Source organism: Paenibacillus sp. N3/727 (assembly GCF_022637315.1).
Classification (GTDB): Bacteria; Bacillota; Bacilli; order Paenibacillales; family Paenibacillaceae; genus Paenibacillus_AQ; species Paenibacillus_AQ uliginis.
In genome coordinates this window covers 2,414,282-2,428,256 of record NZ_CP093336.1, presented here as the reverse complement: position 1 = coordinate 2,428,256, position 13,975 = coordinate 2,414,282, and the positions used below count along the sequence as shown (strand labels likewise).

Sequence of the window (13,975 nt, the reverse complement as noted above, 5' to 3'; positions counted from 1 at the left end):
TCGAAATGAACAGAAACAAGTAGAAACGACTTCGGCGTCCTTTTCAAAGGGCGACGGCGTTTCTTCAAGAAATATAAGCAAAAAACCCGGGATAAGAAAGCCCCAGGCCTATAATTGTCAAGATTTCAATTTACATCATCAATGGTAAGCTGCTTACCGTCCAGTTTATCAAACAGCATCTGAGTCTCTTCCTCTAGACTGTCCACATCAGCTTCGAATTGCGAAGGCTCCGGCAAATCCCTAATATTAGCCAGTCCAAAATAGTCCAAAAACGACTTCGTCGTTCCGTAGAGAATCGGTCTTCCGATCGCTTCCGCCCGGCCTACTTCCTCGATCAACCCCTTATTGGTCAGCGTATGAATCGCCCGCTCGGCTTTCACACCACGTATTTCCTCGATCTCGACACGGGTGATCGGCTGCCTATAAGCGACGATGGACAATGTCTCTAGCGCTGCCTGCGATAGGGAAGAGCGTGAAGGAGAATAAGCGAGCCTTTCGAAATAAGGGGCATGATCCGGCAATGTAGCCAGCTTATAACTTCCCGCTATTTGGATGATTTGAATACCTCTATGCTCCTGTTCGCAGCTCTTTTTCATCTCGTTCAGCGCATCGGTGATCATGTCAGTCGGCTGCTCAGTAATTTCTGCCATTTGTTTGACCGACAAACCCTCCTCGCCGGATAAAAACAGCAGTCCCTCAATAATCGATTTCAGCTTCGGAAAATCCATCAAACCTTACTTCCCCTCTCCACTCCATTACGATGTCATCAAACAACTTCTCTTGAAAGCACCATATTTGTTTCATTTTCATTAACTCCAGAATCGCCAAAAAAGTAACAACAATCTCATGCCTTACCATCTCTTCGTGCAGCAGCCTGGAGAACAGCACTCTTCCTCCCGGGCCAACACTTTCCAGAGTCTGTACCACCTGTCTTATCCGATCTTTAACCGATATTTCATCCCTTTGAATACGTGCATACGACGTACGCTTGACCGCTTTGCTGAGCGCCTTTTGAAAGGCGGCAATGAGGTCTGAGGTATGTAAACCCTGTACAGGATTTTCCTCAATCACAGGCATAAAAGGGGATAGATCTTCCGGTTCTTTAGAATAGATCAGGCTTCGCTCCCATTCACGTTCATGAAGATGCTGTGCGATTCCTTTATACTTCCGGTATTCGATCAGTCTCTGTATAAGCTCCGCCCTCGGATCCACATCGTCTTCTTCAAAAAAATCAAACTCGTCCATTTCAATAACCGGAGGTTTTGGAAGCAAAAGTTTACTCTTAATTGAAAGCAGTGTGGCAGCCATTACCAAAAACTCACTGGTAATCTCAAGCTCCAGCTCCTGCATGCTCTGTAGATAAGCCATGTACTGTTCGGTAATCTCACTGACGGGAATATCCTGGATGTCAATTTCCGCTTTATCTATGAGATGAAGCAACAGATCCAGCGGTCCTTCAAACGTCTCCAGCTTGTACAATACTACGGTCACGGTGAATCCTCCCGCCGAAAAATAAAATGCAGTGCCCGAAAAAAAGGGCACTACATTAAATAAGCACTATTTTAACTGTTTCGTCAAGTTTGCCATCTCAATCGCAGCCATAGCAGAATCCCAACCCTTGTTTCCAGCCTTGGTTCCTGCGCGTTCAATCGCCTGTTCAATATTCTCCGTAGTTACTACGCCGAAGATGGTTGGCACGCCAGTCTTGAGATTGATGGCAGATACACCTTTCGCAACCTCATTACACACATAATCGTAATGTGTAGTCGATCCACGGATCACTGTACCAAGCGTTATGACCGCGTCATATTTACCGCTTTCCGCCATTTTTTGAGCAATCAGAGGGATTTCAAATGCCCCGGGAACCCACGCTACATCCACCTCATTTTCTTGAACACCGTGGCGTTTCAACGCGTCTAACGCTCCTCCCAGCAGTTTGCTGGTAATAAATTCATTAAATCGTCCTACAACAATGCCATACTTTAACCCTTCGGATACGAGATTGCCCTCAAAATAATGTGTCATACTTGTCATCAACCTTTCGGATTGGTTTATTGGTTTAGTAGTTCGTTAATTGCTGCTTTGTTCGTTCTGTTCAATATCATCAAACTTCAGCATGTGGCCCAGCTTGGCCTTCTTAGTGTGCAAATAACCGGTATTATCCTCATTCTCTGGCATTTGGATGGGAACACGCTCCACAACTTCAAGTCCGTAGCCTTCAAGCCCTTTAATCTTCCGTGGATTATTCGTCAGTAGCCGGATTTGGCGAATTCCGAGATCCTTCAGAATTTGCGCTCCGATTCCGTAATCGCGCAGGTCAGCCGGAAAGCCCAGCTTCAGATTGGCATCCACCGTATCCAGCCCCTCTTCCTGGAGCTTATACGCCTTCAGCTTGTTAATAAGTCCGATTCCCCGACCTTCCTGCCGCATGTACAGCAAAACACCTTCACCTGCTTCATTAATCTGCCGTAAAGCTGCCTCAAACTGTGGACCGCAGTCACAGCGGTGGGAATGAAATACATCTCCGGTCAAACATTCGGAGTGTACGCGCACGAGAACCGGAGTATCCCCGTTAATATCGCCTTTTACAAGTGCCATATGCTCTTTGCTGTCAACCTCATTCGTGTAGGCGATGGCCTGAAATTCTCCGAAATCGGTTGGCATTCGCACGGAAACCTCTCGGTTGACTAGCTTATCCTTTTCATTGCGATAGTGAATCAGATCTTTAATGCTGATCAGCTTCAGATCATTTTTCTGTGCGATCTGGGCAAGATCCGGCAGACGGGCCATGGTACCGTCTTCCTTAATAATCTCGCAGATGACACCTGCAGGATAAGAGCCGCATAAGCGGGCCAGATCAACCGCAGCCTCCGTATGACCTGCACGGCGTAGTACGCCACCATCCTTCGCAACGAGAGGAAACATATGACCTGGTCTTCGAAAATCGGATGGCACCGCGTTAGGGTCCATAATGCCACGAACAGTTAATGAACGCTCGAAGGCGGAAATGCCTGTGGTCGTATCTTTATGGTCAATGGAGACGGTAAACGCCGTTCCGTGATAATCGGTATTTTGTGATACCATCGGTTTCAGGTCGAGTTCCTGAGCCCTTGCTTGGGTGATGGGCAAACACACTAACCCCCGGCCTTCCGTGATCATAAAATTGATCACTTCCGGTGTTGCTTTATCTGCGAGTGCGATAAAATCCCCTTCATTCTCCCGGTCCTCGTCATCTACAACAATAACGACTTTACCTCTCATTAAATCGTATATCGCTTCTTCTATCGCACTGAATTCAAATCGGTCATCCATTGCTGTTCCTCCTTCATTTTCATGGAGATGTAGTAAGGCTTAACTAAGCAAAACCATGCTCTGACAGGTAATCATGACTGATTCCACTGCTTGATGTTTTGCTGGCAGCCCCTTGAGAGCCGTAATGAAGCAGATGGTCAACATATTTGCCTAAGATGTCGTTTTCTATATTCACCGTATCGCCAGCTTTTTTGTATGCCAACACCGTTTCGGCAAGCGTATGAGGAATAATCGAAACAGTGAAGGTAGAATCATTAACTTTAACGACCGTCAGGCTGATTCCGTCCAGAGTGACCGAGCCTTTAGGTAAGATGTACTTAAACAGATCCAAGTTCGAAGGAGCAATCTCATAGACAACCGCATTTTGATCGGAATGAACGCTCCGGATCATCCCAGTGCCGTCAACATGACCCTGGACGATATGGCCTCCGAATCTGGCTCCAGCAGCCATTGCCCGCTCCAGATTCACCTTGCTTCCTCCTTGAAGCTCCTTGAGATTGGTGCTACGGTATGTTTCCGGCATAACGTCCACCGTAAACATGCTCTTACCGATCGTTGTTGCGGTTAAACATACCCCGTTGACCGCGACACTGTCGCCAAGCTTTAAATCATCCATTATACGTAATGCCGATATGCTAAGCACCATAGCTTCGCCTTTGCGACCGATCTGGCGCATTTCACCGATCTCTTCCACAAGTCCTGTGAACATAAGCCTCCTCCTTTCTGGATTGTGTCCGTTTTTTTGTATCAGCTCAATTTACGGATTCGGACCAGACCGGTGTTCCAGTGATGCACAAATTATCACCCAGTTGTTCGAATTCAACATCGTTCAATGTGATGGCATCGCTCATCTGCTCCACCCCACTAAACATGAAGTTTGATGGGGCACCCAAGCCGCCGACAATCTTTGGAGCCATAAAAAGGACCACCTTATCCACAAGCCTTTCTTCAAGCATGGATCCGTTCAGAGTGCCGCCACCCTCCAGCAGGATAGAGCCGATCTCCTTCTGACCTAATAGGTCCATTGCAAGCGTTAAGTCTACCCGGGGACCTTCGCCGCAGGAAATCACTTCAACTCCTATTTCTTGGAGTGCCTCCCGTTTCTTTGGATCCCCCTGCCCTGTTGTTAAAATTAGTGTTGGAGCTGCCCCGTCATGAAGCATTTTGCTCCTGAGCGGAATTCTCAGCTTGGAGTCCACCACAATTCGAGTCGGATTCAGTCCCTCAACCGGCAAACGAGTCGTAAGCTCCGGATCATCTGTTATGACGGTAGATACACCGACCATAATCGCTTGATGCCGATGCCGGAGAGTATGAACCCTATCTCTGGCTCCTTCATTAGATATCCATTTGCTATCACCGGTTTTGGAAGCGATTTTGCCATCCAATGTGCTTGCCGTTTTCAGCGTGACATAGGGCCTGCCTGTCGTTATATACTTCATAAACGGCGCGTTCAGCTTGCGGGAACGCTCGCTCAGAATCCCTGTATCTACCTGGATTCCAGCACCTTGCAGGATTTCAATTCCCTTGCCTGCAACAAGAGGGTTGGGATCTTTACTCGCAATAACGACCCGCTTGACACCTTCCGCGATCAACCTTTCACTGCATGGAGGCGTCTTACCGAAATGACTGCATGGCTCTAGTGTTACGTAAACCGTACTACCAGAAGCTTTGGCTCCCGCCATTTGGAGTGCATACACTTCGGCATGAGGAGCACCTCTTTCCAGATGAGTACCCATCCCGATAAGCTTGCCATCTTTCACAATGACACACCCAACTACCGGATTGATACCCGTCTGTCCTTGAGCCCGCTCTGCCATTTCCAGTGCCAGTGACATATAAAATTCATCATTCATCATATCCATCAACAATATTCGCCTCCCCTCACATCGAAGTTTCGCACTGACAAGCAGTCAGGTCGAACCGGGTTCAACATTCCTGTTCGGGATGTTGTCCGTTCTGCACAAAAAAGCCCTGTCCGGATCATATAATCCAAACAGGGCTTTGATTTAATTGGGAGAATAAATGTATAGTATGGACAGAAATAAACAAGACATGCTGGTTATAACCAAAGAAGAGCATCAACTGTACTGCTCAAAAGGCAATACCATTGGTTGCACATACTTTGTGAAAACCTGCACATATCAATTATTACTGTTCCTATCAGACTATACCGCAAAAATAAGCGATAATTCGCCTTCTCTCCTTCTCCCATCCAGACTATACTGTCGGTCCCGGATTTACACCAGGTCCACCGCATATACTTACGTATATCCGGGTCACGGACTAAGTCCGCAGTGATAAGCTTTTACATAGGCTCTACGCTTCTTCACCACGTCCATCACCGCCGGTAGGGAATTTCACCCTGCCCCGAAGGATCTAACTTAAAAACCTATTTTGTTGTGCTGGTCCCCAATGTTGTCTTTAGTGCTCTAACGTTCCTTATACGTTGATACATTAAGGGATTCCAGAATAAGATTACGATAAGATATATGACTCTTATTTCCTTTAGTTATCCGTAGTTATGCATGATTTCCTACCGATTTACTAAAAGGAAGGAATTACTTTTCCCTCAGTCAACTATCTTAATGCTTATTAAATTATCACTCAAAAACAAAAAAAGCAAGCGTAAATACGCATGCTCGTTCTTATGTATTTATTTTCCTTCAAGCCAATTGATGAAAACCTCTTTACTAACCCTAATCAATTTGCCGATTCTAATTACATGAAAAGGTGGGTTATTAAGCAACTCATATGTTTTTTTCTTCCAGTTAGTTCTACTCTTGGATACGGCGATTCAAATCTATCAAACTTGCTCATTAGACTTCTCATTATCTCTACCACGAGCTTCTAATGATTTTTCAAACTGACGCTCAACCTATCCTGTCAACTAATTCATTACAATACTTACAACGATTACTAACCCCATTGTAACAACTATGACACTGTGCGATTGATTCTTTGTCAAAAGGAAACCATCCGTCTCCAAGCATTTTTATTTTCCTATATATCCCATTCATTTAAACTTGTTTGGGTATCTCATCTCATATAAGATAATCTATTGAAGAGGTGAGTTTGTGTTAAATGTTAAAATCTCTATAGACAATGGAAATGGTAAAAAGGCTGAAATCGAGCTTTCTGATTCTGATAACATTAGCAAGTTAATGATTATCCAAAATGTCTTTAATCTTTTTGGAGTTAACTCAGATATACTAGAAATGACTAAGACATATGATCAAATAGGTGAAGCCTACAAATCATTTTTTAATGTGGTTGACTCAGTAGAACCAAATGCAACCCAAAAAGAAGTCAATAACGATATAAAAGAGGATCTTATCAAAAGCTATACTGAGAATAGTGGAATACTGGACAACGTTTATAAAGAGAAAGATGAGCAATTAAGCTTAATTTATACTGGTACTAAAATCAAAGGTGGTAAACAACTTTACAAACTACACTACAAATGTCCCGCTTGTTACAATAAAGGTTCGCATTATATTTATCATGAATCTACACATACATGGTGTCATCGTTGTAGGCATAAAATGCCTGTATTTCCAGCTCATCCAGACGGTTTCCCTAATCGAGATACATTTGGAAATTATTTTAGAGCAGGTGACTTTGAGGATTGGAATGTCTAAAAATGGGCTTTAATCAAACTCATGTTTTATTTGTTTGTTCGTTGTTCTATACTCAATTCATAATTTTTGTTGTCGTAGGTGAACACCGCTAGTGTTTCACATAGCGAACCATCTTTAGTCCGAACTCTACTTAGATAATTATCAATTATCAGTTGATATTCTGATTGCAATGGCAATACTTACAAATACACAAAAATCATAAAAAAGCTTGATGGCCCACTTACAAAGTGGGTCATGTTTATTTCTCGGGTAATCGCAGGATTTCTATGTATTCGACAATCTTTATGAAAGGTAGTTTCACCAAGTCCTAAAGACCCGCTGCTTCAGGACTTCTTCTTTTCTCAATCTCAATTCATCAAGCAACATTTCTTCAGGAATGAGACCGCCAAAACCAACCTTCTCTTCTGTAAAAAGACTATCTACACCAACGTTGATCTGATTAATCATTCTTGAATGCATACCGTGGAAATAACCATGAATCGAATATGTATTTAGTGTTAAGCCAATTTCATGAAGTCTTTGCTCAAGGATCGAAATATAGGCCTTTTCATATTCATTGAATTTAGATACTGTTTCTAATCTTTTGCTATCCTTGGCGGCTATGCATCTTTTCATAACCTCTAAGGTTGTTCTGCAGTCAGATAATGCTCTATGCGATTCATCTACAATACCAAAGTATTCTTTCATGGTCGCCAATTTATAATCATTAGTTTCAGATGAAAATGTACCTTTAACTAAATCTAAAACATCTACTACTTTAATATTTTCAATGCATCTTCCATCTCTGGCAAGCGCTTTGTCGATAAAGCCAATATCAAATTTCACATTATATCCAACCACTAATTCACCATTGATCATACTAAAAATTATATCAATAACTTCAAAAATGTTAGACTTGGTGTTTACCATATTATTAGTGATTCCATTTACCCTTGTTGCAGAATCCGGTATTGGCATTTCAGGATTAATCAGTTGATTAAACTCTTCGATGATTTTTCCGTCTTTATACTTTAACGTGGCTATTTCAATTATCCTGTCATAGGTACTATCCAAGCCAGTAGTTTCAATATCAACCACAACGAACTCTGTTGGCATCTTGCTAAAATTATAAATGAAATCTATATGCTTAATACCTTTTTCAATGTCTGTTGGATAAATCTGCTGGAGTTTACTATACGACAGTGGCTTTCTGTCGGCATGCTGCAATTCCAAAGAAAGCCATTCCAAAGATTTTAAGTTTTTTCATAAAGACTGCCTCCCTCCAGTATGTACTTTAGTTTATTGTACATTGAGGTTTTACTAGATCATAGCCTATTATTATGTATTTTATATTAAATCAAATTTCCACTTCTTTATGAAATGGAGTTTTTATTTAAATATCCTTATGTTTATATCCAATTAATTCTGATAGTTTAATGGTCTGATAGTCTGGAATTGTTCGTAAAACTCTTACCTTCGTGGGCTACAAACTCCCATTTAACCGTTCTTTCTCCTGATTGATCATAAACATATAACCAATAGTCTGTTTCTTTTTCTTTGTTATTGAATTTAAAATCAATCCGCAATGGACACCATGATGATTTATTATCAATCTTATATACAACAACTATTGTTCGTTGATTATTTTGTGTCCATAACTGTTCAGATGAGAAGTACGGAATTTCATAAAACAAACTTTCAGTATTATATTTTTCGTCGATTGATAATTCAGGTAAATCAAAGAAATTTTCACATGTTGTAATTCCTAGAAGTTTAAGGCCCGCAGTATAAGCCCTTCTCTCTTCTTCTGATAAATTGCCTATCATTGGAATTCGCTCATCTACCATCTTAAAAAGCTTATTATTCATTTATAGCCTCCTTTTAATAAAAGACACAATGTAGTATACAAAGATTATTCCACGTAAATTTATATTTTGCATATATTTATTTGTTAATTTTGGGACCCTTTCCTCAATCATAACCAAGTATATGCAAATCCAGTTCACACCAGTTTAATATGGACCATTTTACAGTCAGAAATATTTGATCCAAGAAGGGATTACAGATTAATTGCTGAAATGCATACCTTGGTTTCCAGGATGGAGAAGTTTAATATGTATGCAAATTTATTAAATCAAGCATCCATATCGAAGTTAGATTCAACTGAAAATCTTTTTGAGCATGTTGTAATGTCATATGAAGATTTATACATGCAAACCCAAGAAGTTTTAGAAATAGTAAACTCTTATCAATTCTACAAAAGCATTTATTTCAATAGAGAATTCTTTAACTTTAGACTTTAATATGGTTTTAGTAGTTGTTTTTGAGTTAATAAAAGGCAGGTTTCATTAAGTCCTGATAGTTCGTTGCTTCAGGACTTCTTCTCCTCTTAGCTTCAACTCATCAAAGAACATCTCTTCAGAGATGATCTTTATGTTATTGCGCACCGTTCAATTCTTTACACTCCTCTCTTCAATGAATTATTTCATATAATCTTATGGATAACATGACTTTATACCTACTCATTCATTATTATTTCTGATTCTATATACTCACCCTTGTAAATATGATATCATTTTGTTGACGATATCTAATTACAAAATATAACAACTCGGGGGTTCATAATGAAAGAAAGAAAACCGCTACTTGCTTTTTTATTCGTAGTTTTAATGGTAGTGTTTTTAACTGCTTGTTCTGTAAATACTGAGGAAATAAGCAATTCAGCAGACGAAGCTTTTAACTCAAGAAACTACCAAGCCTTTAATGAACTATATGAGAAACTTAACAAAGCAAATGATGAAAAAGCAAATAATTATCTTGAGAAAGTTAAAGAAAACAAGCTATTTTCTGCAGATTCATATAATTCCATCTCAGAGTTATCTGATGGACTGGATGAACTAGTTGTAATTGAAAAAGAAGTCCCAAGTCTCAGCGAGTATGCCAAAATGAAATCAAGTGAACTAAATAGCAAGTTTACCATACTGAAAACTGTAGATTACATACTAGTTACTCAAGCACCTGAACTCGAAAGTTTAGTCTCAAAAGCCAACAATCCAGTAATACTGATGCAAGAATATGAAGATGTAAAAGAAGCTATCTCAGCTCTTGAAACTTTAAGCTCAGACCTCAATACACACATCATTAATGTTGAAGCATTAGATAAAAAAGATAGTAATAGTACTGGATTGCTTGAAGCAATGAAGAGTCAAAAGGAAAATATAGATTCTAAAATAAATTATCTTAAGACCAACAGTGCAAAAATAATTTCTTCTAACTCGTTAATTTTAGAAGGTAATATATTCGGACTTATGAATTCAACGGATATCTCACAAGAGATGGAATCTATAGACAGTCAAATTGCAATATCTTTGAGCGATCTTAAGCAACGCGCTACCAACTTGAAAACTATATATTAATTCATAAAAATACCTTTCGTGTTTGAGAGGTATTTTTTTAATCAAATGCATCTTTTATCATCAATTTACAAAGTCAAAGACTTAGGTGTGTATACTCTTTTTTCGATTTCCATTCTGAATTTGCTACTTGCTGCACGGAGTTCATTCTGATCATTTTTCAAGTTTTCTATGTGAAATATAAGAGCTTAAAATCTCTTCTGCCGGAATCCCTGTTTTGATTGAATAGTGTTCTGCTCTATCTGTGGTCCATTTAAATTTGTCACAGTATTTATGGAAGCAACTCTTATATCCCTCTTCGCCATACACACCAATTGATGAATTACTTTTATCACATCCATTGGGGTTGAAACACCCACAACTATTTCTTTTATTGCAGTCACTTTCTACTGCTGCTTTTAATTTCTCATATCCATGAGTTCCTATCATCCAAATTTCTCCTCTATGTATTTATATAAAACAAGTATTTTACTGAATCCATTTACTTACTATGGCTATTATTAGCACCTTATAAATACTCTACTAACTGTCCCTAAAAAGAAAGTCACTTTTAACTTTTACATTGGCTTTTTTAATTGCGCTTATTTCAGTGCTACCAGCATCGGCTACAGAAGTACAACCAAATGACTACTATGATCAATCCCCTAAATATGTGGAAATTGTAAAAATTATCAATTTTGACAAAGGGGAGAGCGACTCTTCTCCCCCATTTACGTATTTTCATATTACTTACTTTCCAGCAGGCCGATTCTCAGGTAACCTCCAAATAGATAACCCTTTTTACACCATCACTCGCAGTGATGGCTCTGGCTACCACGAAGTTACATACAAAGGATACGTTTATTTCAGACCAATCTTATAAGAGTGCCCTAATTCTATTTTTGGTTCATCTATTTCAATTTGATAAAACTAGAATTTCATTGAAAATTAGTTATCTCAATAAGTTAGTGATATGGCCACTGTTCTCCCTCCCCTGTGGTTAAAGTCAATCTTCTTTCGGATATTTAATGTAAGGTGCGTCACTTTCGATCATTTCTTCGAATACTGAATCAATCCATTCTTAAAAAGCCGTCAGACCACTATTGGCTAAATGTTCATTGATAAGCTCAGCGAACCCCTTTGCAAACTGTTTTCTATATTTCACTTTGATTTCATCATCATATTTGTCTGGGGAGTTAACGAAAGTTATAACCAAAACATCGATTGGGATGGTGATAACCACGTTATTTCCACTGATTTTTGCATACTCCATATCGTCTTATCCTTTGATAGAACTTCTTATTGATCATTGCGTATTGTCTTATAAGAGGTTGGTCATATGTTTTTTAATGTTAGTAGGAAAGCAACTCTGTTTTAACTGGGAGGAAATGATATGTCTTGGTTTACACTTTTTCTCTTTGCTTTTATTTTCATAGGTATTGGTGTCCTTGCTAGAAAGAATCCGACATTGGGATGGAAAATGAATGAAGGATGGAAAGTCAAAGGAGACTCTGAACCAAGCGATGCCTATATTGATTCAGTGAAATTTGGTGGAACAATCTCCATTTGCTTAGGGTCCATATTCTTGGTGTTTGGTTAGATGACTGTACTTCTTTGAACTATCTTCATCCGTTATCATTGCAACTTTTTGATTCTCATGGTCGCCCCAACACAATTTGATAGCTCGCCCCCCCTTTACATATGTTGGAACTTTTTTGTTGCTTCTTGCGTACTTACCTTAAAGGGGTTGATTTAAATGTTTGCGATATTTATTGGCGCTTTTGTTATATTGTTTGGCCTTCTAATCATCTTGTTCGGATTCCATGTTTTCAAAAAGCCTGATTCTGATTGGGTAAGAATAATAAGAAGAATTCCCGATGATGTTGTACAAGACGACCTCGATTTAAAAATTAATAAATTTCGAGGTATAGTGACCATAATCCTTGGTGCAATTATTACCTTAATGTCCATATCAAGAGTTATCTCTTTGTATATGGAGTATGGGAGTTAAGCCGATCCTTTTATATTTGCCGAGCAACTCACCACTAAAGCAAGCGCCTTTCTCTGGTCCACCTCTTTTGATCGTCCAACCCGAACTGCAAGATTCGTCCCCATTCCCACCGCGCTTACATTCCGAACATGCTACAAACATCATTCCACGTGAATCTGGTTTACTATGTTTGGTCTTCATTGTCACTCTCCTTTTACATTTGCTGGAACTTCTTATTGATAATTGCGTATTTATCAACATAGGAGATGATTAAATGTCTTATTATATATCACTAATGTTTGCTATATTAACTGGTGGTTCGTTTCTTACAGTTGGCTTGATATTTCTAATAAATCCAGATTCAAAATGGAGCAGATATTTAATGAGATCCGAAGATTATGAAGAGGACGATGTGCATGATTTGTTTAAAACAAAAGTTCATGGAACAATAGCTTTAAGTATTGGTATTATTTTCGCCTTGGTAATACTCTCTACTTTTGTTTAGAATGTCTGCTTCACGGCCCTCTCTCCGTATATGGGGCATGGTGGCTAAGACTGCTTGTAGGTATTGAACAATATAACCATTCTTCTCTGTCGTGCCATGCATTTCCTCTTCTTGATATTGTATTTATTTCATTATATTTATCTATATAAGTCAAGTGATTTATTCCTCCTTTCATGTATCAGTTATATCAAGATTCATATAAGCAGCCCACATAACCATGACATCTGTTTTAACCTTACTCCACAACAATGTCATTTGATGCTGATAGCCCCGTACCACATACTTATCTACTAGCCTTTCTTGTTATATTATCTTTATATCTCTGCTCTTAAGAGATTGTTTCTGGTTGTGTAAACTTCGACTAACATGTGATTGTAAGAAATCAAAATACCTTACTACCACCTTTTTGGTCATCATATCACTTTGTTCAACTTTTACTCTTGTCCACTTCAATCACATCCATGAGGTAGGGCAACTCAAGATATCTTTTAATAAGAATCAACTCTTCTTCTGATTGTCTCATTGTTAATGCCTCCACATACTAATTTCACAGAAACTAACTCATCAAAATCTATCCATTCAAATCCTTGATCACTTTCAACCTTCATCTTTTTTGCATACATGCTTACTGATGTTATTACCCCTTCTACACATCTGTTTTCATATTCACCAAAAACCTCTACTACAACTGCATTGGTGTAGTTTAATGACAAGTTCACATTCTGAATAACCATTTCCCACTCATCATCATCATGTAGGATTGGTTTTTCCCTCTTAGTAAGATGCTTATTATGTTCAACAATTCTTTCTTTATGCTGTGGTAGCATCATTCTACTAGACTCCCATAAGCCATTGTCTTCAAGTTTTTTACTCATTTATAATGACCTCCAATTTTAGCAGCTCTGTCAACGGCTTGCCCTGCAGTTTAATGAGCTAGCTCTTAATATTGCGATATCACCAAAACGATCATTAATTTCATCCATAACTTTATCTACTGCTCTCTTCTGTTCCTTGTTGTCAAACAACGACAATTGATATGTGTCATCGTTGCAAAGATCCGAAAGCGATATGCCCACTTTTCTCACAGGAAGACCATCTCAATGAGTATAGAATAGCTTTTTAGCGACCTCATAAACGTCAACCGTAATGTTAGTTG

15 protein-coding genes and 1 riboswitch are annotated in these 13,975 nt (G+C 39.3%); of the genes, 4 read left to right on the top strand and 11 right to left on the bottom strand.

Annotated features, from left to right (window positions below; all coding sequences use genetic code 11):
* Window positions 1-125: 125 nt before the first annotated feature.
* The 6 genes from scpB to ribD all read right to left on the bottom strand — a co-directional run bounded on the left by scpB (window position 126) and on the right by ribD (window position 5,177).
* Window positions 126-728 carry an SMC-Scp complex subunit ScpB gene (gene scpB, locus MNQ98_RS10870; protein ID WP_241933896.1) on the bottom strand — a complete coding sequence of 201 codons (603 nt, stop codon included), beginning with the start codon at window positions 726-728 and terminating at the stop codon, window positions 126-128.
* Window positions 697-1,491: a segregation and condensation protein A gene (locus MNQ98_RS10865; RefSeq protein WP_241933180.1), complete on the bottom strand. Its 795-nt coding sequence runs from the start codon at window positions 1,489-1,491 to the stop codon at window positions 697-699. The genes scpB and MNQ98_RS10865 overlap by 32 nt, the downstream gene beginning before the upstream one ends.
* Before the next feature lie 66 nt (window positions 1,492-1,557).
* The gene (ribH, locus tag MNQ98_RS10860; protein WP_241933179.1) at window positions 1,558-2,025 is read right to left on the bottom strand and encodes a 6,7-dimethyl-8-ribityllumazine synthase; all 468 of its coding nucleotides are present in this window, start codon (window positions 2,023-2,025) and stop codon (window positions 1,558-1,560) included.
* Window positions 2,026-2,070: 45 nt separating this feature from the next.
* Window positions 2,071-3,312, bottom strand: coding sequence for a bifunctional 3,4-dihydroxy-2-butanone-4-phosphate synthase/GTP cyclohydrolase II (locus MNQ98_RS10855; protein WP_241933178.1), 1,242 nt, complete (start codon window positions 3,310-3,312; stop codon window positions 2,071-2,073).
* 43 nt (window positions 3,313-3,355) lie between these two features.
* Window positions 3,356-4,021 carry a riboflavin synthase gene (ribE, locus tag MNQ98_RS10850; RefSeq protein ID WP_241933177.1) on the bottom strand — a complete coding sequence of 222 codons (666 nt, stop codon included), beginning with the start codon at window positions 4,019-4,021 and terminating at the stop codon, window positions 3,356-3,358.
* Between the two features lie 43 nt (window positions 4,022-4,064).
* Window positions 4,065-5,177 (bottom strand): bifunctional diaminohydroxyphosphoribosylaminopyrimidine deaminase/5-amino-6-(5-phosphoribosylamino)uracil reductase RibD, encoded by a 1,113-nt coding sequence (ribD, locus tag MNQ98_RS10845; protein WP_241933176.1) that lies wholly within the window; start codon window positions 5,175-5,177, stop codon window positions 4,065-4,067.
* Between the two features lie 334 nt (window positions 5,178-5,511).
* A riboswitch (FMN riboswitch) is annotated at window positions 5,512-5,694 on the bottom strand.
* 695 nt (window positions 5,695-6,389) lie between these two features.
* Here ribD and MNQ98_RS10840 point away from each other — a divergent pair.
* The gene (locus MNQ98_RS10840) at window positions 6,390-6,953 is read left to right on the top strand and encodes a hypothetical protein (protein ID WP_241933175.1); all 564 of its coding nucleotides are present in this window, start codon (window positions 6,390-6,392) and stop codon (window positions 6,951-6,953) included.
* A gap of 297 nt (window positions 6,954-7,250) precedes the next feature.
* On the opposite strand, the gene MNQ98_RS10835 is transcribed toward MNQ98_RS10840, so the two are convergent.
* Complete coding sequence (locus tag MNQ98_RS10835) at window positions 7,251-8,165, bottom strand: 3'-5' exonuclease (RefSeq protein WP_241933174.1); 915 nt, start codon at window positions 8,163-8,165, stop codon at window positions 7,251-7,253.
* 200 nt (window positions 8,166-8,365) lie between these two features.
* Window positions 8,366-8,800 (bottom strand): hypothetical protein, encoded by a 435-nt coding sequence (locus MNQ98_RS10830; protein WP_241933173.1) that lies wholly within the window; start codon window positions 8,798-8,800, stop codon window positions 8,366-8,368.
* A 756-nt stretch (window positions 8,801-9,556) separates the two neighbouring features.
* Between MNQ98_RS10830 and MNQ98_RS10825 the strand changes: the two genes are divergently transcribed.
* A complete protein-coding gene (locus tag MNQ98_RS10825) occupies window positions 9,557-10,348 on the top strand; it encodes a hypothetical protein (RefSeq protein WP_241933172.1) in 792 nt (263 codons plus the stop codon).
* A gap of 150 nt (window positions 10,349-10,498) precedes the next feature.
* Here the strand turns inward: MNQ98_RS10825 and MNQ98_RS10820 are convergent, their stop codons facing one another.
* Both MNQ98_RS10820 and MNQ98_RS10815 read right to left on the bottom strand, forming a co-directional pair.
* Entirely contained in the window at window positions 10,499-10,774 is a 276-nt protein-coding gene (locus MNQ98_RS10820; protein ID WP_241933171.1) for a hypothetical protein, read from the bottom strand.
* A gap of 631 nt (window positions 10,775-11,405) precedes the next feature.
* Complete coding sequence (locus tag MNQ98_RS10815) at window positions 11,406-11,597, bottom strand: hypothetical protein (protein ID WP_241933170.1); 192 nt, start codon at window positions 11,595-11,597, stop codon at window positions 11,406-11,408.
* A gap of 120 nt (window positions 11,598-11,717) precedes the next feature.
* On the opposite strand from MNQ98_RS10815, the gene MNQ98_RS10810 reads away from it, so the two are divergent.
* Complete coding sequence (locus MNQ98_RS10810; RefSeq protein ID WP_241933169.1) at window positions 11,718-11,924, top strand: DUF6199 family natural product biosynthesis protein; 207 nt, start codon at window positions 11,718-11,720, stop codon at window positions 11,922-11,924.
* 664 nt (window positions 11,925-12,588) lie between these two features.
* Window positions 12,589-12,819 (top strand): hypothetical protein, encoded by a 231-nt coding sequence (locus tag MNQ98_RS10805; protein WP_241933168.1) that lies wholly within the window; start codon window positions 12,589-12,591, stop codon window positions 12,817-12,819.
* A 488-nt stretch (window positions 12,820-13,307) separates the two neighbouring features.
* Here the strand turns inward: MNQ98_RS10805 and MNQ98_RS10800 are convergent, their stop codons facing one another.
* Window positions 13,308-13,694, bottom strand: coding sequence for a YolD-like family protein (locus MNQ98_RS10800; RefSeq protein ID WP_241933167.1), 387 nt, complete (start codon window positions 13,692-13,694; stop codon window positions 13,308-13,310).
* Window positions 13,695-13,975 lie beyond the last annotated feature (281 nt).

Excerpts from the sequence above, each read along its gene's own strand:
- MNQ98_RS10825 (WP_241933172.1), top strand. The coding sequence starts at position 9,557 with ATGAAAGAAAGAAAACCGCTACTTGCTTTTTTATTCGTAGTTTTAATG.
- MNQ98_RS10810 (WP_241933169.1), top strand. The coding sequence starts at position 11,718 with ATGTCTTGGTTTACACTTTTTCTCTTTGCTTTTATTTTCATAGGTATT.
- ribH (WP_241933179.1), bottom strand. The coding sequence starts at position 2,025 with ATGACACATTATTTTGAGGGCAATCTCGTATCCGAAGGGTTAAAGTAT.
- MNQ98_RS10805 (WP_241933168.1), top strand. The coding sequence starts at position 12,589 with ATGTCTTATTATATATCACTAATGTTTGCTATATTAACTGGTGGTTCG.
- MNQ98_RS10855 (WP_241933178.1), bottom strand. The coding sequence starts at position 3,312 with ATGGATGACCGATTTGAATTCAGTGCGATAGAAGAAGCGATATACGAT.
- scpB (WP_241933896.1), bottom strand. The coding sequence starts at position 728 with ATGGATTTTCCGAAGCTGAAATCGATTATTGAGGGACTGCTGTTTTTA.
- MNQ98_RS10820 (WP_241933171.1), bottom strand. The coding sequence starts at position 10,774 with ATGATAGGAACTCATGGATATGAGAAATTAAAAGCAGCAGTAGAAAGT.
- MNQ98_RS10815 (WP_241933170.1), bottom strand. The coding sequence starts at position 11,597 with ATGGAGTATGCAAAAATCAGTGGAAATAACGTGGTTATCACCATCCCA.
- MNQ98_RS10800 (WP_241933167.1), bottom strand. The coding sequence starts at position 13,694 with ATGAGTAAAAAACTTGAAGACAATGGCTTATGGGAGTCTAGTAGAATG.
- MNQ98_RS10830 (WP_241933173.1), bottom strand. The coding sequence starts at position 8,800 with ATGAATAATAAGCTTTTTAAGATGGTAGATGAGCGAATTCCAATGATA.
- ribD (WP_241933176.1), bottom strand. The coding sequence starts at position 5,177 with ATGGATATGATGAATGATGAATTTTATATGTCACTGGCACTGGAAATG.
- ribE (WP_241933177.1), bottom strand. The coding sequence starts at position 4,021 with ATGTTCACAGGACTTGTGGAAGAGATCGGTGAAATGCGCCAGATCGGT.